The 26,729-nt window shown below is 64.6% G+C and carries 20 protein-coding genes; 5 read left to right on the top strand and 15 right to left on the bottom strand.

The window, feature by feature from the left end; translation table 11 throughout:
* From ACIPXZ_RS06680 to ACIPXZ_RS06725, 10 genes are all read right to left on the bottom strand, one after another.
* A complete protein-coding gene (locus ACIPXZ_RS06680) occupies window positions 1–1,305 on the bottom strand; it encodes a M18 family aminopeptidase (protein ID WP_400591566.1) in 1,305 nt (434 codons plus the stop codon).
* Between the two features lie 97 nt (window positions 1,306–1,402).
* Complete coding sequence (locus ACIPXZ_RS06685) at window positions 1,403–2,128, bottom strand: response regulator (protein ID WP_400591568.1); 726 nt, start codon at window positions 2,126–2,128, stop codon at window positions 1,403–1,405.
* Window positions 2,121–3,497, bottom strand: coding sequence for a sensor histidine kinase (locus tag ACIPXZ_RS06690; protein ID WP_400591570.1), 1,377 nt, complete (start codon window positions 3,495–3,497; stop codon window positions 2,121–2,123). The genes ACIPXZ_RS06685 and ACIPXZ_RS06690 overlap by 8 nt, the downstream gene beginning before the upstream one ends.
* A gap of 5 nt (window positions 3,498–3,502) precedes the next feature.
* Window positions 3,503–4,408, bottom strand: a complete 906-nt coding sequence (locus tag ACIPXZ_RS06695; protein WP_400591572.1) for an ABC transporter permease — start codon at window positions 4,406–4,408, stop codon at window positions 3,503–3,505.
* Between the two features lie 8 nt (window positions 4,409–4,416).
* On the bottom strand, window positions 4,417–5,391 hold the full coding sequence (locus ACIPXZ_RS06700) for an ABC transporter ATP-binding protein (protein ID WP_400591574.1): 975 nt from the start codon (window positions 5,389–5,391) through the stop codon (window positions 4,417–4,419).
* 150 nt (window positions 5,392–5,541) lie between these two features.
* Entirely contained in the window at window positions 5,542–6,693 is a 1,152-nt protein-coding gene (locus tag ACIPXZ_RS06705; protein ID WP_400591948.1) for an MFS transporter, read from the bottom strand.
* Between the two features lie 30 nt (window positions 6,694–6,723).
* The gene (locus ACIPXZ_RS06710; protein WP_400591576.1) at window positions 6,724–8,220 is read right to left on the bottom strand and encodes a glycosyltransferase family 87 protein; all 1,497 of its coding nucleotides are present in this window, start codon (window positions 8,218–8,220) and stop codon (window positions 6,724–6,726) included.
* A 203-nt stretch (window positions 8,221–8,423) separates the two neighbouring features.
* Window positions 8,424–8,561, bottom strand: a complete 138-nt coding sequence (locus ACIPXZ_RS06715) for a hypothetical protein (protein ID WP_400591578.1) — start codon at window positions 8,559–8,561, stop codon at window positions 8,424–8,426.
* Between the two features lie 691 nt (window positions 8,562–9,252).
* Window positions 9,253–9,837, bottom strand: a complete 585-nt coding sequence (locus ACIPXZ_RS06720) for a histidine phosphatase family protein (RefSeq protein WP_400591579.1) — start codon at window positions 9,835–9,837, stop codon at window positions 9,253–9,255.
* Between the two features lie 9 nt (window positions 9,838–9,846).
* Window positions 9,847–11,331 carry a CCA tRNA nucleotidyltransferase gene (locus ACIPXZ_RS06725; RefSeq protein WP_400591581.1) on the bottom strand — a complete coding sequence of 495 codons (1,485 nt, stop codon included), beginning with the start codon at window positions 11,329–11,331 and terminating at the stop codon, window positions 9,847–9,849.
* Window positions 11,332–11,498: 167 nt separating this feature from the next.
* Between ACIPXZ_RS06725 and ACIPXZ_RS06730 the strand changes: the two genes are divergently transcribed.
* The 5 genes from ACIPXZ_RS06730 to trxA all read left to right on the top strand — a co-directional run bounded on the left by ACIPXZ_RS06730 (window position 11,499) and on the right by trxA (window position 17,046).
* Window positions 11,499–12,005 carry an NUDIX hydrolase gene (locus tag ACIPXZ_RS06730; RefSeq protein WP_400591950.1) on the top strand — a complete coding sequence of 169 codons (507 nt, stop codon included), beginning with the start codon at window positions 11,499–11,501 and terminating at the stop codon, window positions 12,003–12,005.
* Window positions 12,006–12,086: 81 nt separating this feature from the next.
* Window positions 12,087–14,144 carry a murein biosynthesis integral membrane protein MurJ gene (gene murJ, locus ACIPXZ_RS06735; RefSeq protein WP_400591583.1) on the top strand — a complete coding sequence of 686 codons (2,058 nt, stop codon included), beginning with the start codon at window positions 12,087–12,089 and terminating at the stop codon, window positions 14,142–14,144.
* Between the two features lie 68 nt (window positions 14,145–14,212).
* Window positions 14,213–15,616, top strand: coding sequence for a discoidin domain-containing protein (locus ACIPXZ_RS06740; protein ID WP_400591585.1), 1,404 nt, complete (start codon window positions 14,213–14,215; stop codon window positions 15,614–15,616).
* Window positions 15,617–15,744: 128 nt separating this feature from the next.
* Window positions 15,745–16,695, top strand: a complete 951-nt coding sequence (gene trxB / locus ACIPXZ_RS06745) for a thioredoxin-disulfide reductase (RefSeq protein WP_400591587.1) — start codon at window positions 15,745–15,747, stop codon at window positions 16,693–16,695.
* 24 nt (window positions 16,696–16,719) lie between these two features.
* The gene (trxA, locus tag ACIPXZ_RS06750) at window positions 16,720–17,046 is read left to right on the top strand and encodes a thioredoxin (RefSeq protein ID WP_400591589.1); all 327 of its coding nucleotides are present in this window, start codon (window positions 16,720–16,722) and stop codon (window positions 17,044–17,046) included.
* A 4,877-nt stretch (window positions 17,047–21,923) separates the two neighbouring features.
* Here the strand turns inward: trxA and ACIPXZ_RS06755 are convergent.
* The 5 genes from ACIPXZ_RS06755 to yidC all read right to left on the bottom strand — a co-directional run bounded on the left by ACIPXZ_RS06755 (window position 21,924) and on the right by yidC (window position 26,724).
* Complete coding sequence (locus ACIPXZ_RS06755; RefSeq protein WP_400591591.1) at window positions 21,924–23,135, bottom strand: ParB/RepB/Spo0J family partition protein; 1,212 nt, start codon at window positions 23,133–23,135, stop codon at window positions 21,924–21,926.
* A 73-nt stretch (window positions 23,136–23,208) separates the two neighbouring features.
* The gene (locus tag ACIPXZ_RS06760; RefSeq protein WP_400591952.1) at window positions 23,209–24,099 is read right to left on the bottom strand and encodes a ParA family protein; all 891 of its coding nucleotides are present in this window, start codon (window positions 24,097–24,099) and stop codon (window positions 23,209–23,211) included.
* Window positions 24,100–24,420: 321 nt separating this feature from the next.
* A complete protein-coding gene (gene rsmG / locus ACIPXZ_RS06765; protein WP_400591955.1) occupies window positions 24,421–25,065 on the bottom strand; it encodes a 16S rRNA (guanine(527)-N(7))-methyltransferase RsmG in 645 nt (214 codons plus the stop codon).
* A 154-nt stretch (window positions 25,066–25,219) separates the two neighbouring features.
* Window positions 25,220–25,744 carry a protein jag gene (locus tag ACIPXZ_RS06770; protein WP_400591593.1) on the bottom strand — a complete coding sequence of 175 codons (525 nt, stop codon included), beginning with the start codon at window positions 25,742–25,744 and terminating at the stop codon, window positions 25,220–25,222.
* Entirely contained in the window at window positions 25,741–26,724 is a 984-nt protein-coding gene (yidC, locus tag ACIPXZ_RS06775; RefSeq protein WP_400591595.1) for a membrane protein insertase YidC, read from the bottom strand. The genes ACIPXZ_RS06770 and yidC overlap by 4 nt, the downstream gene beginning before the upstream one ends.
* Between the last annotated feature and the right edge of the window lie 5 nt (window positions 26,725–26,729).

Consider the following 26,729-nt stretch of genomic DNA (forward strand, 5'->3'; position numbering starts at 1 on the left):
TCAGGCCACGGTGCGGAAGAACAGCTCAGTGGCGCGCGACAGGCGGAACGGGTCCTCGACGCCGCACATCTCGCGAGCCGAATGCATCGACAGCAGCGGGACGCCCACATCGACGGTCCGGATGCCCAGCCGCGTGGCGGTCAGGGGTCCGATGGTCGAACCGCACGGCACATCGTTGTTGGAGACGAACTCCTGGTACGGGACGCCCGCGGCGGAGCAGAGACGAGCCCAGAACGCTGCGCCCGTGGCATCCGTGGCGTAGCGCTGATTGGCGTTGATCTTCAGAAGCGGACCGCCGTTGAGCAGCGGACGATTGGCGGGATCGTGACGCTCCGGATAGTTCGGGTGCACGGCGTGGCCGGCGTCGGCTGAGAGGCAGAACGACGCCGCGAAGGACTGCCGCCGCTGGCTCAGCGAAGCGCCCAGGCCGTCGGAGATCCTGCTCAGCACATCCTCCAGGATCGGGCCGCAGGCGCCCGAGCGGGAACCCGATCCGATCTCCTCGTGGTCGAAGGCCGCCAGAACGGCGATCGGGCCCTCGGCGGGCACACCGGACGAGGCATGAGCGATGAGCGCCACGAGGCCCGCATGGGTGGCGGAGAGGTTGTCGAGCCGTCCGGAGGCGAAGAACTCCTCTTTGGCCCCGAAGACCGCCGGAGTCTGCGTATCCGCCACGACGACGTCGTACCCGCCGATCTGCGCGGGATCCACCCCGCCACCCGGCACGGCTGCGGCCAGTACTGCCAGCACATCCTCCTGAGCCGGATCACCCAACCCGAGGACCGGGTTCATGTGGTGCTGCCGGTCCAGGGTCAGCCCGTCGTTCACGCCGCGGTCCAGATGGATGGCCAGCTGCGGGAAACGAAGCACCGGGCCGGTGGCCGTCAGGTGTTCACTGCCGTCCTGCAGCACCAGACGCCCGGCCAGACGGAGCTCGCGATCCAGCCAGGAATTGAGCAGCGGGCCGCCGTACACCTCCACACCGGCCTGCAGCCAGCCGAAACGACCGGTGGTGGGACGCGGCTTGAGCTTGAACGACGGCGAATCCGTATGGGCGCCAAGGATGTTGAACGGCGTGGTGGGGCCCGCACCCTGAGGCGTGACCCAGGCGATCAGCGCACCATCTCGCACGATGTAGAACGCGCCGGGCCCGCCTTCCCAGGGCTGGCGCTCGTCCAGAGCGGTGAAACCGGCGGCGTCGAGACGCCGGGCCCCCTCGTGGGCGGCATGGAAACTCGACGGCGAGGCGCTGACGTAGGCGCCCAGGTCCTGGATGTGCTCGTGTGCGGTGGCAGTGGAAGACATGCCTCCAGGCTAGTCCCCTCCGCCTGCGTGCTCAGTTGTGGCGGGTCTTCGCCCGAAACGCCCGCCACAACTGAGCACGCAACCGGAAAAGGGTCCGCTAGTAGTCCGGGTTGCTCGGAACCACCAGGCCGGTTTCGTAGGCGTACACCACGGCCTGCACACGGTCTCTGAGGTGCAGCTTGGCGAGAATGCGGCGCACATGCGTCTTCACCGTGGCCTCGGAGAGGAAGAACTTCAGGGCGATCTCGCCATTGGTCAGGCCCTCTGCCATCGCAAGCAGCACCTCTGTCTCGCGCGGAGTCAGCTCTTCCAGCATGGGGTCGCGGGGGAGCGGCTGACCGTCCGGCTGCCGGTGCGCGCCGCGCACATAGGTCTCCAGGAGACGCTGGGTGACACGCGGAGCCACGACGGCGTCGCCGCTGGCCACCACGTGCACCGCATGGATGAGTTCCTCCGGCGCCACGTCCTTGAGGAGGAACGCCGAAGCCCCTGCCTGGAGGCCCGAGAAGGCGTACTCATCAAGGTCGAAGGTGGTCAGGATGATGACCCGGGTCTCCGGATGGGACGCCGCGATCAGACGGGTGGCCTCGATGCCGTCCATGCCTGGCATGCGGACATCCATCAGCACCACCTGCGGTTTGAGCGCCGCCACCTGACGGATGGCCTCCGCCCCGTCCGACGCCTCGCCCACCACCTGCAGGCCTTCATCGCCTTCCAGCACCAGGCGGAAGCCGACCCTGAGCAGCGGTTGGTCATCAACCAGAAGGAGCCTTACAGGTCCTCCGGGGGAGGGCTCCGTGGCCCTCGTCGTCTGCTCAGCCACGCTGTCCTCCGGATTCGTCGTGGTGCATTTCATCATCATGGTGCGGTTGATTCGTCGTAGTGCGGCCGTCCGCAGTACGCGGTTCCGCCGCACGGCGCGGTTCAGCCGTGTAATGCAGCTCGGCCGTGACCAGCCAGCCCCCACCGGTCAACGGCGCGGCGGCCACTGTGCCACCGTACATCGCGGCACGGGCGCGCATCCCCGGGATCCCCTGGCCACTGCCCAGCGTTCCCGGCGCCGGGGCCGCACCCACGCCGTCGTTCATGACCCGGATGGCCACCAGACCGGGCGTATGGTCCACGAGCACCTCCACCCGGGAGAGTGCGCGCCCGTAGCGCAGCACGTTCGTCAGGGACTCCTGGACGATGCGGTAGACGGACAGCCGGAGCGTCGTGTCCGCGGGCAGGGACGCTCCGCTGTACGTGAATGTGAGGGGGAGCCCGGCGGTCCTGAACCCCGACACCATGCGTTCCATATCGCCTTCGGTCTCCAAAGGGGCGAGCGGTGCCGCATCGTCCTCCCTCAGGACACCGAGCACCCGCCGGGTGTCGGCAAGCGCCGCCCGGCCCGTGCGGGACAGTTCACCGAGAACCTGGCCGGCCCGTTCGGGATCCTTGCGGAGCACGGTGGAGGCGCCGTCGGCCAGCGACACCATCACGGTGAGGGAATGCGCGACGACGTCGTGCATCTCGCGCGCGATCCTGCTCCGCTCCGCCGAGCGGCCCCACTGGGTGGACTGCTCGGCCCAGGCGGCGATCGCGGCTTCGTAGCGCCGTCTCTGGCGCACGGCGATCCCGAAGCCGACCGCGATGATGCAGCTCAGATAGGTGGTGAGGACGATCGACAGCCGCAGCGCGACGTCGCTGACCTCCGGCTGATTGTTGGTGAAAGCCTGGGCGTACTGCGCCGCCGTCGTTCCGAAGACGAAACGCCAGATCAGCGGAGCCGGACCCACCAACAGGGCGATGACAGCCACCCTGCGCCTGTAGTTCGTCCCCACGGCATACAGCGCGAACCAGAGACCGGCACTGAGATTCGAAGCCCAGAGATCGGCCAGGGCCAGAAGCAATTCCAGCACCATGACCACGGCGAAGACCACGAGCGGCACCCGGCGGCGGAAGAACAGGGCCGCCGCGATGGCCACCACGAGCAGGGGAGCAGCCCAGTTCCCCTGGACGATCTGGGAGATGACGGTGGCCAGGGAGAGCAGAAGATAGGAGAGGACGACCACCACGTCCATCACCACGGGATGCGCGACGAAGTAGCGCCGCACGGCACCACGGTGCCGTGCATTGATCTCCGCCAGCGTCAACGGCGCAGGCGCCGCCCCCTGAGGGGACGACGCCGCGCCACGGTCCTTCTGCTTCACTGCGCTCAGACGTCCCGCGTCTTCAGGGCGATGAGCGCCGGGATCGCCAGGATCAGAACCCAGCCGAGAAGCACGAGGCCGCCGATTCCGGGGTCCAGCATGCCGTCGACATGCCCGATGGCGAGGAAACGGCCGCCGGCCTGGCCCGGGAAGTAGTCCGGGACATACTTCCAGAAGTCACCCGGGATCAGCTTGATGAAGCTGGCCGCGAAGTCGAGGATGAACATGAGAGCCACGAGGATCGTCACGGCGCCGGCGGAATTCTTCAGCAGCGCGGCGAGCGAGAGCCCCATGACGGCGACGGCGGCGACGTACAGTCCGCCGGTGAAGACACCCTGGACGACGCCGTCGGTGCCCCAGCCGAGGTCGAAGACCGACTGGTCGGCGAAGATGCCCATCGAGATCAGGAAGGTGACGGCACCGGTGATGGTGGCCAGCACGTAGCCGATCACCGCGAGGATGATGGCCTTGGCGAAGAAGACCGGCAGGCGCTTCGGGGTTGCGGACATCGTGGAGCGGACCATGCCCGTGGCGTACTCGCTGGAGAGGAAGAGCACCGCGAGGGAGCCCAGGACCAGCACGGCGATCTGGAGGCCGGCGTTCGGGAGGTTGTAGAGCTCGATCCCGGATCCGCCACCCAGGCCGGCCTGGAGTTCGGCGCCCGTGGGCTTGGCCCCGTGCTGGCTCGCCTGCTCGATCATCTGGGCGAAGATGGTGTGCCGGACCCAGGCGGTCAGCGCTCCGACTCCGACGGCGGCGACGGCTGTGCAGGCCAGCAGCCAGATCGTGGAGCGCAGGCTCCAGAACTTGATCCATTCACTGCGGAGCAGGCCCAGGAAGCTCCAGCTCCCGCCTTCGGAGGCGTTTGCTGCGACGGTGTTGTGCGCGGTGTTCGCGGTCTGTGTGCTCATCACTGTCCTCAGTTCCGGGGAGCCTGGTTGTCCGCGCCACCGGCGGGGACACCCTGGTGGTGGGTTGCGTTGGCCATGGAGAAGTCCGACTGGTACTCAGCCGCTCCGCGCGTCAATTCGAAGTACGCCTGCTCCAGCGAGGCTTCCTGCGGTGTGAGTTCGTACAGCAGGATCTGCCGTTCGAGGGCCGTCTGAGCGATCCGGCGGGTGTCCAGACCCGCAACCTCGAGAGTCTCGTGCGCGGACTGCGTCACGGAAACGCCCGGGGCGGCCAGTGCTGCGGCGAGTTCGGCGGACTGCGGTGTGCGGACCAACGCCTTCTTCTGCTGCACGCTGGAGATCAGTTCCTGCACCGACATGTCTGCGATCAGCTGGCCTCGGCCGATCACCAGGAGGTGGTCGGCGGTCTGGGCCATCTCGCTCATGAGGTGGGAGGACAGGAAGACGGTCTTGCCCTGGCCGGCCAGGTAGCGCACCAGGTTGCGGACCCAGTGCACGCCTTCGGGATCCAGTCCGTTGACGGGCTCGTCCAGGATCAGGGTCTGCGGGTCGCCCAGCAGGGCGTTCGCGATTCCCAGGCGCTGTCCCATGCCGAGGGAGAACCCGCCGGCGCGCTTCTTGGCCACCTCGGTCAGGCCGGTCATGGCCATGACTTCGTGGACGCGGGAGACCGGGATTCCGTGGGTCGCCGCCATGGCCCGCAGATGGTTGTAGGCGCTGCGTCCGGTGTGCACTGCCTTGGCATCCAGCAGGGCTCCGACTTCCTTCAGGGGTGCCTTGTGCTGCGCGAAGGGCTTGCCGTTGACCGTCACGTGCCCCGCGGTGGGGCGGTCCAAGCCCATGATCATCCGCATGGTGGTGGATTTACCGGCCCCGTTGGGGCCGAGGAAGCCGGTGACTCTGCCGGGCTGGACGGTGAAACTGATTCCCGCCACGGCTGTTTTGGGCCCGTAGTGCTTGTACAAGCCTTCTGCCTGGATCATGCCTGGTCCTCGCCTGTCGATGGGTGCGGCCCGCGCGGCCCATCGTGAACCGGCCTCCGCCTTATATCCAGGCTATCCAGGACCCCTCCGGATGGCTCTCCCCCTGAGGATGATTCCACGACGACGGCGGTACGCCTTCGGGCGGACGCGTCAGTCCTTCGCAGGGTTGCGTTCCACCGTGAGCGGTTTGGCGGCCGAGGCCAGGACGGCGGCGACCAGGATGGGGATGCCGATGAAGAGCAGGGCGTTCCTGACGCCGAGGTGATCGGCGAGGAACCCGAGGACCGGCGGCCCCGCGAGGAAGGCCACGTAACCGACGGTGGAGACGACGGAGACGCGTGCCGCCGCATGCCGCGGGTCGTCGGCCGCCGCGGACATCCCCATGGGGAAGGTCAGGGCCGCACCCGCGCCCCAGAGCACGGCGCCGAGCACGGCCAGCCACAGATCCGGGCTCCAGCAGTACAGAGCCAGGCCGACAGCCGCGGTCAGCATGCTGCCGCGAAGCACGGCCACCCGGCCGAAGCGGTCGATGAGGCGGGCTCCGAGAACACGGAACAGGGTCATGCCGGCGACGAACACGGCGAACACCAGGGCCCCCGTCGATTCGCTCTGATGAAGCCCGTCGACGGCTCCCTTGGCGATCCAGTCGTTTCCGGCACCTTCACTGAGCGTGGCACCCATGACGACGACACCGATGAGCAGCGTCCGCATCTCCTTCCAGGCGAACAGCTTCCCGCCCGTCGGCGCTTCGGCGGCGTCGTGCGGCGTATGCGGCAGGAAGTAGCGAGGAGCCACGAGACCCATGACGAGCACCAGAACCGCTATTCCGAGCATGTGCACCGGCAGACCGATGCCGATCGCGGAGAAGGCCGCGCCCAGCATGGCCCCCAGGAAGGCGCCACCGCTGAAGGCGGCATGGAACTGGGGCATGATGGTGCGGCCGAGCTGATGTTCGACGTCGGCGCCCTCGATGTTCTGGGAGACGTCCCAGAGCCCGATCCCTCCGCCGATGAACACGAGGCTGATCCCGGTGACGGGTACGGAGTGCAGTGCCAGGCCGAGTGCCACGCCGCTCGCGGCGAGGGTGATGAGCACGCTGGCCAGACGGATGGTGCCGGCCACACCGATCCGGTTCACACACCAGCCGGCACTCGGGAGCGCGACGAGCGAACCCACCGCCATGCACAACAGCAGCCCGCCGATCTCGCCCGGCGAGAGGCTGAGAGTGGCCGCCACAGCCGGAATCCGTGAAGCCCAGCTGGCGAAGATCAGGCCGTTGATGGCGAAGACCACGAAGGTCATGATGGTTGCGGAACGGAGCCGGGTGTTCACTTAGCGAGCCTCGTGATCTTCTCTCGGGTGCATGGTCCCCTGCCCGCTGCTCGGGCGCCAGGGCAGTACTGAGTGTCCTCGCGGCCCGGGATCTATCCGGAATCTGTCGGGACTGCCGTCGAAGACTCCTCCTTGAGGATCATCGACGGCACCGGCGCGCACGATGTCGTCGTCGGGGTTCATCATGTCCCAGAGGACACGCACCATAATGTAAGCGCTTGCGCCCGCATGCAGCAAGACGGCACAGACGTAGTACGGGACATCGATGTTGTGTTGCGGGCCGGAACCACTGGTCCCCGCCGCGAGATACATCCAGATCGCCGCCCAGTGCACGAGCTCGGCCGCCTGCCAGATCAGGAAGTCCCTCCACACGGGCCGGGCGAGCGCCACGAGGGGGATCAGCCAGAGGACATACTGCGGGGAGTAGACCTTGTTGCACAGCACGAAAGCGGCGACGAGCAGGAAGAGCAGCTGGGCGATCCGCGGACGCCGCGGCGCCGTGACGGTGGCGAAGCCGATCAGGAGACAGAGCACCGTGAAGGAGACCGCCACCCCCACGTTCACCGCGGCCGGGCTCAGCGTGGGCTGGCCCAGGCGGCCCGCCACGATGTTCCACGACTCCCAAAGGGAGGAGAAGCCCGCACCGCGGCTCCCGGAGAAGTCGAAGAAGTACCGGAACGCCTCGGGGTTCAGGAGGGCGAACGGCAGATTGACCACGAGCCAGCTGACGACGGCGGCGATCGCCGTGCGCAGGAAGGGTGCCGGGCGGCCGCTGCGGATCGCCAGGAACAGGATGGCCACCAGCATCAGCGCCGGATAGAGCTTGATCGCTGCCCCGAGCCCGATCAGCACCCCGGCCCACACGGTCCGTCCGCGCGCGAAACAGAGCATGGCGACGGCCAACGCGAACACGGCCCAGAGATCCCAGTTGATGAAACCGGCCGCCACGATCCCCGGGGCCAGGGCGACCATCGCGGCGTCCCACGCCCTGCGGCGCGCGAGCCGCGCCGTGACCAGGACGGTGCCGATCCAGAGCACGATCACCAGGAAGGCGTTGAGGTCGAAGTACTCGAGCGCCCGCTGAGCCGGGGCCAGTGATGCGGGGACCCCCAGTGCCGTCACCGCAGCCACCAGGCCGAGCAGCACGGGGTACTCGAAGTGGACTCCCGGCGTGAACACGGGAAGAGAGCCGTTCGCGAACGCCTCCCCGCCCAATAGGGTGGGGAAGTCCGAGTAACACGTGGCGTAGTACTGCCCCGCACCGCCCCAGCCATTGCTCCGGCAGTAGGACTTGGCCGCCAGCGCTATCAGGGCGGCGAGAACAGTCAGCATCACGAGAACGCGGTCGACCGTGAAGAAACCGGGAGTGACGACGCCGGGTGCGGTCCTGGAACCCAAAGGCCCACCGACGGCCTCGGTCCACCGTGCCAGCAGAGAATCCGCCCGGGTGGGCACCACCAGCCGGCTGCGAGTGCGATGACGCCGCTCCTCTTCCATGCAACGAGCCTACCGGCCGTTCCCCACCGCCAGCAGGGCCCGCACCTTGCGGAACCGGCCTCCAGAGAGGGGATTTACGATGCCGGGACGCACGGAGGACTCCGGGCGTCTGCTACACCCGGAGTCCTCCGTATTCTCAGCCCATCACCACCATGCGTCTGGCGATGGGATGCTGTTGCCGCAGAGCCGTCCAAGGGAACGGGTCAGCGGATGGCGTTCATCAGGTGCAGCTGGACGAACACGTCGTCACGGGTCTGCTCCAGAGTCCTGGTCGTGAACTCCTGGTTCTTCAGCCGATTCTGCTGCTGGAAGACCAGGGCCTCTTCTGGGAACTGCTTCATGAGGGCACACCCCCTTTCGCGCTGAGTGTCTGAAGGTCCTGGGCCGGATGGCTCCAGGATGTGGATGGCGTTCCGCCGACACGCTTCTCGTGTCCAGACGGAACGGACCGGGGGTCGTCAAGAATAGGGATGATCATGATTCCTCATTGTTTTTGGGCGCGGTGAATTACCGGTGGAGTGATCAAAAGAATTCTTTTCCCAGGCGTGGGGAAACCATAGGAATCAATTCAATGAGAATTCACTGGAACACGACGGGTGCGAGTGATGAAAACAGGGCTATGCCCGGCTGCGTTCAGTGAGAAGCCCGACGAAGGGGCGGCCAACCATCCCGGTTGAAAGAGACGGATCCCGTGTGGTGACGGGATCCCCGCGCAGACCTACGCTGCGTTAAGACGCCGAGGCCGGGAGGTTGCCGCTCCACCGAACGCGTGCACATCCGTGTACAGTGCGGTGTTCTTGATGATATTCATTTCGCAACCTCCTTTTCTCTTGACGCCGATAGGGACCGACCCGGAGGGTTCCACGCTCAGCACTGCCGCAGGAAGCATCCTCTGGATCTTGTGCCCTCCAATCGGTGGGCACGTTTAACAACGTACAGGATGTTTTCAGCAATTGCCAACCCCATACGACGATATTCCTGAAATTTTTCCGGAATATCTTCGCCCGTCCCCGGGCGATGGAATTCGGAGCCCTAAAGACCCCAGGAAACGACGGCGGGAGTCCTCTTGTCCCAGCCGAGAGTGCACACACGGGCCGTGCCCAGCAGGAAGTGCCGTCCCAGTCCTGGTTCCAGACCCAGCCAGCGGGCCGTGAGGATGCGGCAGAAGTGCCCATGAGCCACCACCAGCACGTCCCCGGGGCCGCCGTCGCGCACCCGCTGGACGATACGGTCGGCGCGCGCCGCCACCTGCTCGATCGTCTCGCCGTTCGGCACGCCGTCGTTCCAGATCAGGTAGGAGGGGTTCTGCGCCCGGACTTCGGCCGAGTTGACGCCTTCGTAGTCGCCGTAGTCCCACTCCATGGCGTCGGGTTCCGGTTCGGCGTGCGGGAACCCCGCAAGCTCCGCGGTCCGGCGCGCACGCTGCAGCGGTGAGGTGAGCACCTGGCGGAACTTCACGTCCTGGAGCACACTGCCGGCACGTACGGCCTGACGTTCGCCCTCCTCGGTCAGCGGAAGATCCGTACGGCCCGTGTACTGGCCGCTGCGGGACCACTCGGTCTCACCGTGCCGCAAGAGCCAGAGACGGGGAAGGTCGTGCTCCAGGGGGATCTCCATCACTGTCCTTCAGTTCTCAGAGCCGTCGACGCCGGCATCCGGTGAGGCGGGCTGTTGTGCTTCGGGCTGCTTCCCCCACCATAGGCGGAGCTCGTCCTCGGCCCGCTCAGTGCTGAGGGGGCCGTGCTCCATCCTCAGCTCGAGGAGGTGCTTGTACGCGCGGCCGACCACCGGGCCGGGGCCGAGCTGCAGCAGGGCCATGATCTGCTGGCCGTCCAGATCCGGACGCACGGCGTCCAGGGCCTCTTTTTCCTTCAACTCGGCGACGCGCCGTTCCAGATCGTCATAGGCGAATGCCAGACGCTCCGCCTTCCGGCGGTTCCTGGTGGTCACATCGGAACGGGTCAGCCGGTGCAGACGCTCCAGGAGCGGACCTGCGTCGGTCACGTAACGACGCACGGCGGAGTCCGTCCAGCCCGCCTCGCCGTAACCGTAGAACCTCATGTGGAGCTCCACCAGACGTGCCACGGCCTTGATGGTGTCGTTATCGAAGCGCAGCGCCTTCATCCGCTTGGTCACGAGCTTGGCGCCCACCACATCGTGATGCCGGAAAGACACCGAGCCACCGCTCTCGAAGCGCCGGGTCGCAGGCTTGCCGATGTCGTGCAGCAGCGCGGCGAAGCGCAGCACGAAGTCCGGCCCCGGGACGGGCCCGTCCTGATCGCTCTCCAGCGCTGCGGCCTGTTCGAGCACCTGCAAGGAGTGCTGGTAGACGTCTTTGTGCCGGTGGTGTTCGTCGGCTTCGAGCCGCAGGGCCGGAACTTCCGGCAGAACTCGGTCCGCGAGTCCGGTCTCTACGAGGAGGTCGACGCCGATCCTCGGCCGGGCACCGTTGATCAATTTGACCAGCTCATCCCGGACCCGCTCCGCGGAGATGATGTCGATCCGCTCGGCCATGTCCGTCATGGCGGCCTTGACGTCCAGGCTGACGCCCACGTCCAGCTGGGATGCGAAGCGTGCGGCCCGCATCATGCGCAGCGGGTCGTCGGAGAAGGAATCCTCGGCGCGCCCCGGAGTCGAAAGCACCCCGGCATGCAGATCCTTCAAGCCTCCGAACGGGTCCACGAGTTCCAGATCCGGGAGTTTCAACGCCATGGCGTTGATCGTGAAATCCCTGCGGAAGAGGTCGTCCTCCAGGGACGTCCCGAAAGCGACTGCAGGTTTGCGGGACTGCGGGTCATAGGACTCGGCCCGATAGGTGGTGATTTCGATCTGGAAACCGGACTTCCGCAGGCCGATCGTTCCGAACGCCTTGCCGATCTCCCAATGGGTGTCCGCCCACGGTTTGATGATCGCCAGGGTCTGTTCCGGGGTGGCGTCCGTGGTGAAGTCGAGGTCGAGGGACCGCCGGCCGAGGAACAGATCGCGGACAGGACCTCCGACCAAGGAGAGTTCGTGACCGGCTGCCACGTAGAGCCGTCCCAGTTCCAAGATCACGGGGTCGAGGTCGAAGCCGACGGAGGCGGCCGCACCACCCTGATTTTCGCGCACCATAGTGGCTCAAGTTTGTCACGTTTCAGGCTCCAGCCCCGAATGCCTCGGCCCGCCTCCGGCTGTCCCCGTGGCGCATGGCCCGTCCTCGGGTTCCAGGAAAGATCGTTAGAGTTATGCCCATGGCCAATCCAGTACCGAGCGCTCCGAACAGGAGGAACAACGCCCCCCTGCCTTCGGCGATCGGTGCCCACATTGCCCCCGCACACCAGAATCTTCCGGCCACTCTGCCGACCGTGGAAGAGGTCTCCGCAGGCGGCGTCGTCGTCGACACCTCCTCTCATGAACTGCTCGTGGCCATCATCGCCCGCATCAACCGCGGCGGACGTCTCGAGTGGTGCCTTCCCAAGGGCCACCCCGAGGGTGTGGAGAGCAATGAGGAGGCCGCGGTCCGGGAGATCGCGGAGGAGACGGGCATCGAAGGGGACATCCTGACCCCGCTCGGAAGCATCGACTACTGGTTCACGGTCAGCAGCCACCGGGTCCACAAGACCGTGCATCACTATCTGCTGCGTGCCACGGGCGGAGAGCTCACCATCGAGAATGATCCGGATCATGAGGCGGTCGACGTCGCCTGGGTCCCGCTCGGTGAGCTGGCCCGGAAACTTTCTTTCCCCAATGAGCGCCGCATCGCGGATCTGGCCCGGGAACTGCTGCCAGGCCACCTCCCCTCCTGATCGCCCAGGCTCGCTGGCGGAGTTCGCCGTGCCCGGCGGGGTTCAGCCGCTGCCTCGGCCGGGAATGAGACGATACTAGGGATGTCACAAGCCAAAAACGCCGTCGGCGCCCAGAATTCGACCCCGTCCGCGAGACCCGCTGCCATCCGGGCCAGCGATTCCCGGTCCAGCGCGCTCATGGCGGTCGGGACCCTCATCTCCAGGGTCCTGGGCTTCGTGAAGTCCTGGCTGCTCATCGCGGCCCTGGGACTCGGTTCCACCGTCACCGACACCTTCGTCAACGCCAACAACCTCCCGAACATGGTGTTCGTGCTGGTGGCCGGAGGTGTCTTCAACGCCGTCCTGGTGCCCCAGGTGATCAAGGCCAGTCGTGCCCCGGACGGGGGAGCGGACTACGTCAGCCGGCTCCTGACGCTCGGCGTGATCGTCATGTTCTCCCTCACGGCGCTCGTGACTCTCTGTGCGCCGGTCCTGATCCAATGGACCACCTCGGACTACGGCCCCGCGCAGATGAGCCTGGCCGTCACGTTCGCCGTCTACTGTCTGCCGCAGATCTTCTTCTACGGGCTCTATGCACTGCTGACCCAGGTACTCAACGCCCATGGAGCCTTCGCCCCGGCGATGTGGGCGCCCATCGTGAACAACGTCGTGGCCATCGCCGGCCTCGGCATGTTCGTGTTCATCTTCGGCAGCAACGCCGCCCATCCGCACACCATCGAAAACTGGGGCGTGGGCCAGACGGTCCTCGTGGCGGGTTTCTCCACGCTGGGCGTCGCCATTCAGACAGCCCTGCTGTTCATTCCCGTCCTGCGACTGAAGCTCGGGCTCCGGCCCCGCTTCGGCTGGCGTGGGGTGGGTCTCGGGCACGCCGCGAAGCTCGGCATCTGGGCCCTGCTCACCACCGTGGTCAGCCAGCTGGCGTTCCTCTACGTCATGAAGGTCGCAACGATCCCCGGTGCCGCACGCGCGGCCGCGCCGGAAGGATCAGCTCCGATCGCCGGTAACGCGGTGCTGGACCTGGCCAGCCAGCTCTACTTCCTGCCGCACTCGATCATCGCGCTCTCACTGGCCACAGTGCTGTTCAACCGGATGGCGCAAGCCGCCCTGGACAACAACCTCCAGGCCCTCCGCTCCGCCCTCTCCAACGGGCTCCGCACGGTTGCCGTCGCCATCGTCTTCACGGCCATCGCCTTGCTCGTGCTCGCGGGCCCCATCGGCATGTTCTTCTCCGCGGGCAAGCCGCAGGACGGCGCGCTTCTGGCGATCACCCTGTCGATCCTGGCCCTGACCAGTCCCTGTCTGAGCATCAACTTCATGATGACCCGGGTCTTCTACTCTCGTGAGGATGCCCGGACGCCCTTCTACGTCCAGGCGATGCTGGGCGTGGTCAATCTGGTGGGCGCTTTCATCATCCAGTTCCTGCCGCCCGACGTCATCATCTACGCCATCGCCGTGCTGTACTCGGTCGGAAACATCCTCTCCGTGGTGATCAGCGCTTTCTTCCTCCGCCGGTTCCTCGGCAACCTGGACGGTCCACGCATCGTCAATTCCTACATCCGCATGGGCTACGCCGGCGTCGGCTCAGCCATCGTCGGCGGCGTCGTGCTCTGGCTTTTCGGCGGGTACCGGTCCGACGGGTTCCTCTGGCACAACCAGCTGTCCGCCCTGCTCACGATCTGCGTGACCGCACCGATCATGCTGGCTGCCTACATCGTCCTGTTGCGGGTCTTCCGTGTCGAAGAACTGCGCGATCTGCTGAGGCCGCTGCTCGCACGCTTCATCCGCCCTGCAGCGCCTCAGCCGTCAGCGGCATCCCCTGCTGAGCCGACGACGGCGGCCGCGCCGGCGGTGTCGATGGACACCGGACTGCTCCCCAGGATCTCCGGGGGCTTCGATGCGGAGTCCTTCCGCGCGGCACCCAGCCCGGAAGACGTGGGGGAGACCGTCACCTCCGGTGGCACGCACCGCGCGGCCCCGTCTTACGACGACGGCCCGGTCCAGGAGGCACGCGGCGCCGGACGGATGTTCGCGGCCTTCCGCGACTGGCTCTGGACGGATCCGTCCCAGCCGCCCATCGGCCGGCACGCCTATCAGGGCAAGTCCGGAGAAAACCCGCATTTCCCCCCGGGGCTTCATTGACAGTCAGCCTTCGATAGGATCGGTGTTCGGAGCAGTCCCGCGTCGTCTCGGGGCTTGAGGAGGTACAGATGTCCCAGCAGATCGAGGTCGGTTCCGTATTGGGTGGCCGTTACAAGGTCACCGGTTCGGTGCTGATGTCCCACGACCAGGATCAGGTCCTGGACGGAGTGGACCAGGTCCTGAACCGCCCGGTCAGCATCCTGGTGGCCAGCGAGCAGAACGCCGAGCGGCTTTCACTCAGCGCGCGCGAAGTCGCCACCGGCGAACGGCCCGGCGCCATGCAGATACTGGACCTCGGCGTCACCGAAGGCCTGACCTACCTGATCACGAGCCACTCGAACGCACCGGATCTGCTGGATCTGCTGGTGGAGACGAATGCCCCCTATGTCGAACCGTTCTTCACGGAGACCCTGGGAAGCGAGATTTTCGGTGAGGCGCGGTCCTCGGAACCGGAGACCTATGGCGGACGCTACGAGGACGACGGCTCGGTCATCCACTACGATTCTCCAGAGCCTGAGGACGAATCCCCGGAGCCCGCAGAACCTCAGCAGGCGGAACCCGCCGCTCCACAACCCGCTCCTCCTGCCAGGCAAGCCGTTCCTCCTGCCGCCCCGGCGACAGAGCCGGTGCAGCGCACTCCGGACGTGACGCCGTCCCGCGAGCCTTCCGCTCCCGTCGTCGACCCTGAGCCGGCCGCCGCGACGGCGGCATTCGCCCAGGCTCCGAGCGAGGACGAGCAGCGCCGCGAGGCGAGCCATTTCCCTGCCGCGGCACGGGGCGAGATGCTGGGGTTCGACACCGAGCCCGAAGAAGAGACCGAACCCATCGCGGAGAACCGAAGCACTCGGTGGATCGTCGGGGGAGTGCTCGTGGTGGTCCTGATCGCCGCACTGATCTTCGCCGTGAACAGCCTCGGAAGCATCTTCAGTTCTGGTACACCGGCCGCGACATCGAGCAGCAGCGCCCCGCCGTCAACGGCTCCCTCCCCGAGTCAGCAACCTCAGACCTCGGCGCCGCCGGTTCTTCCGGCCCCCGCGATCGATTCCCTGACCCGGCTCGGAACGTTCGACTTCGCCGCCGAATACGACAAGGACCTTACAAAGGCGATCGACGGTAACAACGCCACGTACTGGTCCAATATGGAATTCGCCACGGAGAACTGGGGCGGTTTCGTCAAGAGTGTCCCCCTGGTGGTGAAGCTCAAGGAGGCCGCGCCGATCAAGTCGGTCACCCTCGCTCAACTGGGGGGTTCCGGCGGCTCGGTCACCGTGTACACGAATGACAAGCCCAGCCTGGACGGTGCCAAGCAGGTGGCCAGCAACTCGTTCACGGGCCCGAATCTGAGCATGACGGTCACCGGCAACGTCACAGCCCAGTATGTGATCGTGGACATCACCGCGCTGCCCCGCCTGGCGGCACCGAGAACGCAATATCCGTACGGTTTGAGATTGTCGGAAATCAAAATTCAGTAGCGCGACGGCCCCAGGTACTCTGAGAAGAGGCCTGGGGCCACTTCGTTGACGGAATAGTTCGATGCTCCGCGTCGTTGTGCCCTCTGCCGCATTCGTACGGCTCGAGCGAGGAAGAGGACTCCACCCACGTGAGCACGCAAGAAACCACCGCCCCTGAGGTCCACGACGTCATCATCATCGGCTCGGGCCCTGCCGGCTACACCGCGGCGATCTACACCGCCCGTGCCAAACTCAGCCCCATCGTGTTCGCCGGTTCCGTGACCGCCGGCGGCGAGCTGATGAACACCACGGAGGTCGAGAACTTCCCCGGTTTCCCGGAGGGCATCCAGGGCCCGGATCTGATGGACAACCTCGAGCAGCAGGCCAGCCGTTTCGGTGCACGCATCGAGTACGAAGATGTGGTCTCCGTCGATCTCGAGGGCGAGGTCAAGAGTGTCACCCTCGGCAACGGCGAGACTCACCGCTCCCGTACGGTCATCGTGTCCACCGGTTCGGCATACCGCGAGCTCGGTCTGGACAACGAGAAGCGTCTCTCCGGACATGGCGTTAGCTGGTGTGCAACCTGTGACGGTTTCTTTTTCAAGGATCAGAACATCGCGGTCATCGGTGGCGGCGACTCGGCCATGGAGGAGGCACTCTTCCTCACCAAGTTCGCTTCGCAGGTCACCGTGGTCCACCGCCGTAAGGAACTGCGTGCCTCGAAGATCATGGCCGACCGTGCACTGACCCACGAGAAGATCAACTTCATCTGGGACAGCGAGGTCGTCGACGTCCTCGGAGGTGACAAGGTCACCGGCATCCGGATCAAGAACCTCATCGACGAAGTCGAACAGGACGTCCCGCTGACCGGTCTCTTCGTGGCCATCGGCAACGACCCGCGTACGGATCTCTTCAAGGGGATCCTCGATCTCACCGCCGACGGCACCATCGCCGTCGACGGGCGCACGTCGAAGACCAGCCTTCCGGGTGTCTTCGCGGCCGGCGACGTGATCGACCCCAAGTATCGCCAAGCGATCACTGCCGCAGCCTCCGGGTGCGTTGCGGCGATCGACGTCGAGCATTACCTCCAGAACCACTGATTGATTCCAGGAAAGAAGGAAATCATGAGCAACGCCAAGGACGTTACCGACGCCAGCTTCGAGGCTGACGTCCTGCAGGCCGAAAAGCCGGTCATCGTCGACTTCTGGGCCGAATGGTGCGGCCCCTGCCGCCGTCTGAGCCCGATCCTCGACCAGATCGCCGAAGAGAATGCCGACAAGGTCCAGGTCGTCAAGGTGAACGTCGACGACAACCCGGCCGTCGCATCGAAGTACGGCATCACCTCGATTCCGGCTGTTTACCTCTTCCAGGGCGGCGAAGTGAAGAACACCGTGACGGGTGCCTACCCGAAGCAGTACTTCGAAAAGGAATTCTCCGACGTTCTCGGCTGATTCCCCCACATCCGGAACCCCCGGAAGTTGACTGAGGGCCACACACCTCCGGTGTGTGGCCCTCAGTGTTTCACGTGAAACATCAGAACAGGGGAATCCTTCCAATGAACGCCCCGGCCCGCGGTGCCTCGTCTCCGGCATCGGTCCCTCTGTACACCGCAACCAGACGTGGCGTGCCCGAGCCACACGAGGCCTGCTCCGTCCCCCACGACGACGTCACCGGTGCACCGTGGCAGAGTGTTCTTCTGCGCTGCCTCACCAGGTTCCCGCACGGGTTCACCACAGGCGATACCCGCCGAACACACTAGGAACCTCGGCTCCACTACGAGTCGTCTCCGCAGTCGGCCTTCTTCCTTGTCCTGGACCACTGCCCGTGCGGCATGTCTACGCCCGTATCCACCCAAAGCACTCTCCATGCATGAGATCGCCGTCCCAAAGCACCAGGTCCTTCTATCGGCGCAGCCCATGACAAGTCCTCGGCGATAGCTCGTGGGTTCGACAGGAGGACACGGAAGCAGCGGACACGTCCATACTCGCGACAACCCTTGAGTTCGTCGTTTTCAGACGCTCAACAACAAACAGCATGAGCACCAACCAGTTCCTCCTCGGGCAGTAGATCGCCGAACATCAAAGACGGCCCCGCGGACTTCACGGCACAGCACCGCTCACTGAACGTCCCGTGCCGGCTGCAGACAAACACCACACCAGTCGCCACACCAAGCGACTCCACAGCGCCTCTGCGGTTCAAGCACCACGGCTATCGCAACAAACCTCCTCTGCACGAAGGCGTCCCTTCACCCTGACGAATGCCGCAGAGCACGGCGTCATGGCGAGATCGACGGGCCCGAACGGACGGTGCCTCACGGGCACAATACAGACTTCATGAGTTGCCTTATTCCTATCCACGAGATGGGAGTATCAGCCCACCGGCAATGGCAAACCCAGACCGACCGTCCGGGAACCAGCGATCTCAGAAGGCCAGATCCTCCACCCCAGAAGAGCCGCAATCGACGCTGCTGGACGCGTAATAGGAGCGATCAATGGAGCATCCAGGACTAGCGGAACTGGTCTCTGCATTTCGCGAGATGCCCCGCAGCGCCTCGATGGAAGGATCCGCACGGGCGCGGCCGCTGAAGCCATGAGAACACTCCTGAAGCCCCCCGAGGCTCAGTGCTCCACGCAGGTGCTCAGAAGACCGCATACAAGCCTCAACACCCCCTCCACCACGAGTGCAGCATTCCACCTCTGGAACCACGTCTCCAAGGTTTCCAGAGCCGCCAAGGCTTACAGGACCACCAATCCAGGGCCTCACAGAGTCACCCACGGCGAGCGACGAGTCCCCGCGCTGTCCTAAGAGGTACGAAGTCCACCGCTGAGATCCGTCTTCTGACCTTCTGGATGACAGCAAGTGTCGATTCGCTCGCCCAAACTGGCGCTTACCCCACCCAGAAGACGCAGCGCTTGCCCTCATCCCTTCTCACTTCCAAGTAGGGATCGTTTCACGTGAAACGTCGAGGCCAAGGAAGGCCCTCTTCTGAGCACGGTTTCACGTGAAACATCACGGCCGGCCCGGAAGTGTCGTGTGCGCTCATCGGTCGACCGACGCACCCGCGTCAACGAAACGTCGTCACAGCAAGAGCGTCCTCGATCCATCAGGCATCCACGCTCGGCCCGGCTGCCGGTCTAACGCGCCCTATCGGCTGTCTTAGGCGCCATATCACCGACGGAGACAGCTCACAGAACTCGCTCGTACTGAGCGCCTGGCGGTCCAGCGCCTCCCGCCACGCCAAAAGACACCTTGTCGTGGTTCTCATGATGCCTCTAGCTCTCACGACAGTTCGCGCTCTCATGGTGGTGCCAGCTCGCATGACGGTTCTAGTTCGTACGATGCGCCGCGCTCTCATGGTGACTTCAACTCCCACATAGCAGCGAACCGTTCACGGACCTCAGAGTGACCGCACCCGTCCCTTTCCCGGCCTTGGACCCCCGTCCCAGAATTTCACAACGTCTTCGGCGGCCCCTCAATGGCATCCGAAATCCTGCGCGAGTCCAAGCTAAGTCACCCAACGGCCCGCCGATCAAGCGCGTTAGAAGGGGCGTCGGCGGCTCGGATCACTCTGAAGCGGCCCCACGGCTCCAGGTGTCGCAATCAGCACAAGACGTCCCTCAGATCCAGCCCGTCGTACACAACGCCCGTTCGGGTCTCACATGGTGAATTTCGGCCACTCCGTTCGACACCAAGACCGCATCGCCTCACTCCACGCCGGCGTCCACCGCTGAGAGGGACCTTCTGTGGGGGCAAGCCGGTAACAGCCTATACACCCCCACCGGCGACTGGCCGCTGCTCTCAAGCCTCCGTAGTCCGCCGTTGGATGCAGGAGTACCCACGGATCTGCGAGTCACCGAGCGACGATTCAGTACACTCCGATCTACACGGCCGTCCGAGCGACCATGCGAATCGGTGGAACTGACCTCGACCGTGACTCATACTGACCGCCTGCTTTCGGTCGTCTCACGTGAAACATCGACGCAGTCATTACATCTCGGACTCTCGCCCAAAGTCGGCACTACCGCCCTGTTGGTAAGTACCACTAGACGACTCTCGCCATCTCCAGCCATCAGGAGAACCCAGGCCTTCGTACGGGTGACGGTCGCTCTGTCCACAAAGTTATCCACAGATAGATCCCCAGAACTACGCGGGTTCAGCGTGCAGCTATCCACAGCCTATCGTTGTCCCTGAGTAAGGTCTGCGCGCTCTGGTTTCACGTGAAACATCGGACGCGATGGATGGGCTTGCAGCTTCGCTGACTATTGAGGCCTGAACCAAGAGTAGATCAGTGGGGATTTGCCCGTTTGAATTGCTGAAATTCGTACCTTCTTTGTCTCCAATCCGCAAAATTCGTCTGACGCATGCCCTGATCCAAAAGAACGAACTGTGATCCTTAGGGAAACCGGTTGGGACCTAGAGCCGAAGCACACGCGAAAGCGCATCAAGAACCGCCAGATCCGTATCACGTCAGGTACACCCTGGGGAGATCCTCACCTCGCACTAGTCCACAGACCTATCCACAGGCACGCGACTCTCGGTCCGCGGGAACATGGGCCTGTTCGACACAGCCCCCAGGAATATCCACAGCGTCACTCGCCTCGCCGACCAAGTCCGTTTAGAGACGGTCCCAATCCAAACAGAGCCCAGCTGCTGCTCCGACCTCATTCCGTCTCACGCGGCCAAAGGAGGCGGCCAGCACCAATGTCCGGTCGGTCCGCGCCCGCCATACACGACGTGGATCGCCAGGCCGGTTCGGGAGAGTGCTACGACTGACGTACTCTCTGCAGCCACTCATGACTCCACAGAGGGGACAATGTTTCACGTGAAACCCGAGGTGCGGGGGAGAAGCGGGCTCTCATGAGCAGCTGCCAACACTGCTCGTTCCTGTCCGGCCCGCGAGCTATGTGCGGTCGAACAGATACGAGGTCACGTTCCGTGCCGTTCCCTGAAGCGGATTCGAGCACCAAGGCCAGGGAGGTCTATCCCGCATCTGACAATCACAATGTTTCACGTGAAACAGAACTCGGCCTTATGGTTCCCGCCGCATTAGTCAGGATCGTGCGCCGGTCCTGATGCGAGCATTCAATTAGGTCCTTTCCGGGGCACCGTTACGGCGAGCAAGACGCTCTGCATCAGTCCCGACTCGCCGAGGGTCCCGTAATACCTCGACGAGAGCCTTCCGCGGCCCAGATCAGTGTCGAAACACTCCGATAGTTCATCGATGACCAATTCGTCGTCGCTGTGGAGCTCGTCCAAAGCAAGGGGTGATCGCCGGAGCTGGGGGTCGTATGCTCTCGACGAAGCCTTCCTTGTCCCGCCCCCAAATCCATATCGCCCCTGATTTGCGAAGATGGGATCCTTTTCGAACGCAATGCGCTCTCCCTCACAGCGACCAAGGCTGCGCGCCTGTTCTGACAGCCGGCAGTCCACCGTCGGAATCCCCGCACGGCTCGGACTGCCGCTGAGTCTGGTCAGCAGTTCCGCGACGTCCTTCACAGCCCCGTCGCAGCTGCTCCGTGGCCTTCTCCGGCCGCTTCGGCACAAGAGTGGAGCAGATATCCACCGAACTCTTACAGGAGCGGCTAGCGGCGCACGGCAGGTACCCTTCAGCTCGATGAGAATGTGGCTTCTCATCGACGAGCCGCTGGTCCACTAGTGCGCCCGCGCCCGCGCCGTCCCGCCGCCATCGCGCCTCTACGTCAACGCGCAGCCAGACGACCACTCGGAGTCGTCAGCGGCATGCTCAGCGGACAGCACTGAGGCGGTGGACTACGGGACTGTCAGCATGGCCGGCCGGAGGCATCGCGCCCAGGCGCGCCGCGATTCCCCTCGAGGGGGAGAAGGACGTCCCTTTCAGAGCAGAAAAGCGGCTACGTCGGTATCTTTGGCCAGCGGCAATCCGTTTGGGCAGTCCGAGTACGCGAGCCGCCGAATCCGACGTGCCCGCCTCCACCTGCTAAGAGTCCAATCCGATCCGCTGATCCCGGTACGTACAGCCGTCGTCGCCGTCTCAAGTTCCTGGATCAGGCGCTTCTCTCCACGAACTCTCGGGGCGCCCGCGGACGCATCCAACGAGGCCCTGAGAAGACGTCCTGCGTGCCCCGCAGAAGACCTAGAGCCCCGTCAGCAGCCCCGAGCAGAGGACTGAGTCCCGCAGGCCGTCAGAGGGCCGTCCAGCCGCTCCCACACGAACAACCCAGGACCTCCGGCGTCTGATCTCACCACCCATACCTCTATGACCAGTTTCCTCACAGGGGTATCCATAGGCAGAAGAGGGTGGTGTTTCACGTGAAACACCACCCTCGGTTACTGCTTGGACCGTTCGTCGCTAGGAAGGATTGATGACGTCCATGATGCGGTTCAAATCATCCACACTGGCGAATTCAATGCTCACACGTCCCTTACGGGCACCCAGCGAGATCTTCACATTGGTATCGAGTCGGTCTGCCAGGCTCGATGCCAGGTAATCCAGCCGCTCGTGCCGCGCCGTGTTCCGCGGTACAGCACTCTTCTTCTGATCAGCAGGCTCCTGGAACAGGACCACAGCCTCTTCGGTGGCCCGCACCGACAGACCTTCAGCGACAATCCGCTGCGCCAACCGCTCCATCGCCGGTGCATCCGGAAGCCCAAGCAGCGCACGAGCATGTCCGGCGGACAAGACGCCTGCAGCTACGCGGCGCTGCACCAGGGGAGGGAGGCGGAGAAGACGGATGGTGTTGGAGACCTGAGGACGCGAACGCCCGATACGATCTGCGAGCTCCTCATGAGTGGCGCCGAAGTCTTCAAGGAGCTGCTGGTAGGCCGCAGCCTCTTCAATCGGGTTCAGCTGGCTGCGGTGCAGGTTCTCCAGAAGCGCGTCGCGCAACAGGTCGTCGTCGGTCGTGGCACGAATGATCGCTGGGACGTTTTCAAGTCCGGCTTCCTGGGCGGCACGCCAGCGGCGTTCACCCATAACCAACTCATATCCATTGCCTTCGTCCTTCGTGCGAACCACGATCGGCTGAAGAATGCCGATTTCGCGCACCGAATGAACGAGCTCCGCCATGTCCTGTTCGTCGAACTCCTGGCGAGGCTGCCGAGGATTGGGTGAAATGGAACCGACAGGGATCTCCGCAAAGCGAGCCCCTGGAACGGGGAGAAGTCCGGATTCGGTGCCCGTCTCCACCACGGGCTCCGGGGCCGGAGGTGCCACCGCGGTCGGCGTCTCCTGGGCCGCTGCAGTCTTCTTCGCGACCGTGGCCGAACGCCGTACAGCAGCCTTCTTCACCGGCGCTGCACCGTCCTTCGAGCTCGTCGACCTCGAGGACTTCGTCTCCTTGTTTACAGACGGAGCCTTCTTCACGGGCTCGGCGGTCTTGGAGCTGCCGCTCGTGTCCTCGGACGGAACGGTTTCAGCCTCCGTCGCGGCAGCCCGTTCGCGCTGAGGGGCGGGGAAGAAGAGATCCACCGGGCGGGTGGCAGGCGTCGATCCGCCGGCATCCGCCGAGTTCGGGATCAGTGCACCCAGGCCACGTCCCAGACCACGTCGTTTCTCAGTCATGCGAGGTTCCTCCGTCCGGGGGTCGGCACGAAGTCAATCGTCACCGGGTTCAAATTCGTTTCCGTACGCGAGGTCATTTGCCACGCTCGGCAATCTCCGCGGCAGCTTCCTGATAGGACAGGGCACCGCTGGAATTCGGATCGTAAGTCAGCACGGTCTGCTGATAGCTCGGCGCCTCGGAAATGCGCACGGATCGAGGGATCACCGCGGACAGCACCTCTTGCGGGAAGTGTTCCCGGACCTCCGCAGCCACCTGAGCGGCCAGGTTGGTCCGGCCGTCGTACATGGTGAGCAGGATGGTGGACACCCGAAGATCACCGTTGAGGTGCTTCTGAATCATCTCGATGTTCTTCAGCAGCTGGCTGAGACCTTCCAGGGCGTAGTACTCGCACTGGATGGGGATCAGCACTTCCTGCGCCGCGCAGAAGGCATTGACCGTGAGCAGACCCAGACTCGGAGGGCAATCGATGAAGACGAAATCGAGCCGCTCCAAGCCCTGTTCCGCCCTCTGCTTCGCGTACACGTCGATGGCCCTGCGCAGCCGCTGCTCCCTGGCGACCAGGGAGACCAATTCGATTTCCGCTCCCGCCAGATGGATGGTGGCCGGAGCGCACTGAAGCCGCTCGATATCAGGGCAGTCGGCCACGACATCGCCCAGGGGAAGGTCGTTGATCAGGACGTCGTAGATCGAGTCGACCTCAGCGTGGTGTTCGATCCCAAGTGCCGTTGAAGCATTGCCCTGCGGATCGATGTCGATCACCAGCACGTTCTGGCCGGCCGAAGCCAAGGCTGCGGCGATGTTCACCGTCGTCGTGGTCTTGCCGACGCCGCCCTTCTGGTTGGAGACCGTGAAGACACGCGTCGATTCAGGTTTCGGGAGCGACCTCCCGGCCAGCTTCTCCCGCCGGCGGTTCTCGCTCGCCAACTGACGTGCAATGGGGCTGGACTCGTCAAGGGAATCGATCACAGTACTCGCCTTCTTGGCCGGGGTTTCACGTGAAACCCCCGGATTCGATGCTTTATCAACTGAAATAGCTTTATTTTGAGTCAGAGAAGTCGATGCTGAGGAGGAATCCGTGGAGCGCGCCGATCCCAGCTGCACGAAGGGAGGGATCCGGTGGACGGTGCTCTCACGCTCACTCACGGGACATAACTCTTTCTCCTGACAATCGCTGACCGACTTCTAGCCTAACCGCTACACCCTTGAGCCCTCAGGGTCACACACCAGACCGCCCCACACAGAGCGCCACAGACCCGTACAGGGTCGTGATGAGCAACGTCCAGCTCAACGACGCACGGTCACCCGTACCACCGTCGTCGGCTCCTCCAGCAGTTCATCGCCGCAACTCAGAATTTCCGTCTCTACGGCTCGCAGCTTCTTCAGAACCTTCTGTGCGTTCTCGATCTCGTCCTGCGCGCTGCGTCCCTTGATGGCCACGAGCTCGCCGTTCCCCTGAAGGAGAGGAAGAGTCAATCGGGCCAGCTTGTCCAGGGCACTCACGGCCCGTGCCGTCACCACGGAGAAATCGGTGAGCCCGACCGCGGCTTCGGCTCGGCCTCGCCACACGGTCACGTTATCCAGGCCGAGGTCGTCCACGACCTCCTGCAGCCAGATGCAACGCCGTTCCAGGGGCTCGATGAGCGTGAGAGAGAGATCGGGACGTGCGATCGCCAGGCAGAGCCCTGGAAGGCCCGCACCGGACCCGACATCGGCGACGGTCGCGGCCTGCGGAATGCAGGATTCGATCACCGCGCAGTTGAGCACGTGCCGGCTCCAGAGACGCGGGACCTCACGGGGGCCCAGAAGCCCACGCTCGATGCCGGAAGTGGCGAGATGCCCCACGTAGCGCTCCGCAAGCCCCAGCCGGGTACCGAAGATCTGCTCCGCGGCCTGCAGTTCCCTGCCGCTCAGCACAGGAGGCGTCTCCAAGCCTTCTGCCGTACCGGATCCGTCGTTCACCGTCTCGTCCTGGGTGGGGGACATGCCTTGCTCTCCTTCTTCCGGTCCCTGATGCGCGGAGACCTGTGAGCCTCCATCAAAAAGCGACCCGCCCGGTCCAACAGGATCCGGGCGGGTCATCGGTTCAGCTGGCGCTGACCACGACGTGGCGTCGCGGCCCTTCGCCTTCAGACTCACTGATGAGGCCCAGTTCGGCGACCGCGTCATGCACGATCTTGCGCTCGTACGCACCCATCGGAGCCAGGGCGACCGAACCGCCGTCGTTCTTCACCCGGTCCACCGCGTCCTGGGCGATGCCGGCCAACTCCACCGCGCGACGGCGGCGGTAGCCGTTGATGTCCAGTACGAGACGTGACCGGATGTCCGTGGCCGACAGCACGGCGAGACGAGCGAGTTCCTGCAGCGCCTCCAGGACCTCACCGTCCTGGCCCACCAGGCTTTCGAGGCCCTGATCGTCACCATCGGCCTCGATGGAGATGTAGGTGCGGCCGTTGCGGACCTCGATGTCGATGTCGCCGTCGATGTCAGCGATGTCGAGCAGTTCCTCCAGGTAGTCGGCCGCGACGTCGCCCTCCTCCTCGAGGCGGCTCGGGGCGGACGTCGTCTCGCTGGTCACGGTGCTCTCCTCCGCAGGCGTCTCTACGCTCACTTCTTGTTCTTCTTCCGGTTGTTCTTACGGCTCGGCTGGACACGCTGCTGCCCCTTGGGCTTTTCGGGCTCAGCGGCCTCGATCTGCTCTTCGGTCATCTTCTTGCCGGTCGTGACATCGATCGGTGCCAGGCCCTTGGCCTTGCGGCGATCGTTCAGCTCACGGGCAGCAGGGGAACCCGGGGTGGGCATGCGACGGATGACGTAGAACTGCTGGCCCATGGTCCACAGATTGGAGACGGTCCAGTAGATCAGGACGCCGATGGGGAAGTTGATGCCACCGACGCCGAACACCACCGGCAGGATGTACAGAAGCATCTTCTGCTGACGCATGAACGGGCTCGCCATGGCCTCGTCGGACATGTTCTTGGCCATGATCTGCTTCTGGGTGATGAACTGCGAGGCCGTCATCGCCAGGATCATGATGATCGAGAGAACCCAGACGGTGACCTGGCTGTCGCCGCCACCACCGTGCAGCAAGGACGCGGAGAGCGGGGCGCCGAAGATCGAGGACTGATCGAATTCCACCACCTGCTGGTGGCTCAGGGCGGCGATGCCCTCGCCCTTCTCCTTGGCCTGGGAGATGCCGGAGAGCACCTGGAAGAGGGAGAAGAAGAACGGCATCTGGATCAGCATCGGCAGACAGGCCGAGAACGGGTTGGTCCCGTGCTTCTTGTACAACGCCATCTGTTCCTGCGCCATGGCCTGGCGGGAAAGCTGATCGGTCTTGCCCTTGTACTTCGTCTGGAGCTTCTTCAGATCGGGCTGCAGGAGCTGCATGCCGCGCTGGGCACGGATCTGCTTGACGAACACCGGGATCAGCGCTCCACGGATCACGATCACCAGGCCGATGATGGACAGCGTCCACGTCCAGCCGGAACTGCTCGGCAGGCCGAGGAAGGTGAAGGCTTCGTGGAAGCCCAGCATGACAACGCTGACCAGCCATTTGAAAGGCGTCAGTATCGCCCCAAAGATGTCCATGATGT

Origin of the sequence: Arthrobacter sp. NPDC090010, from assembly GCF_044748305.1 — a bacterium.
In the GTDB taxonomy this organism is placed as follows: domain Bacteria; phylum Actinomycetota; class Actinomycetes; order Actinomycetales; family Micrococcaceae; genus Arthrobacter_E.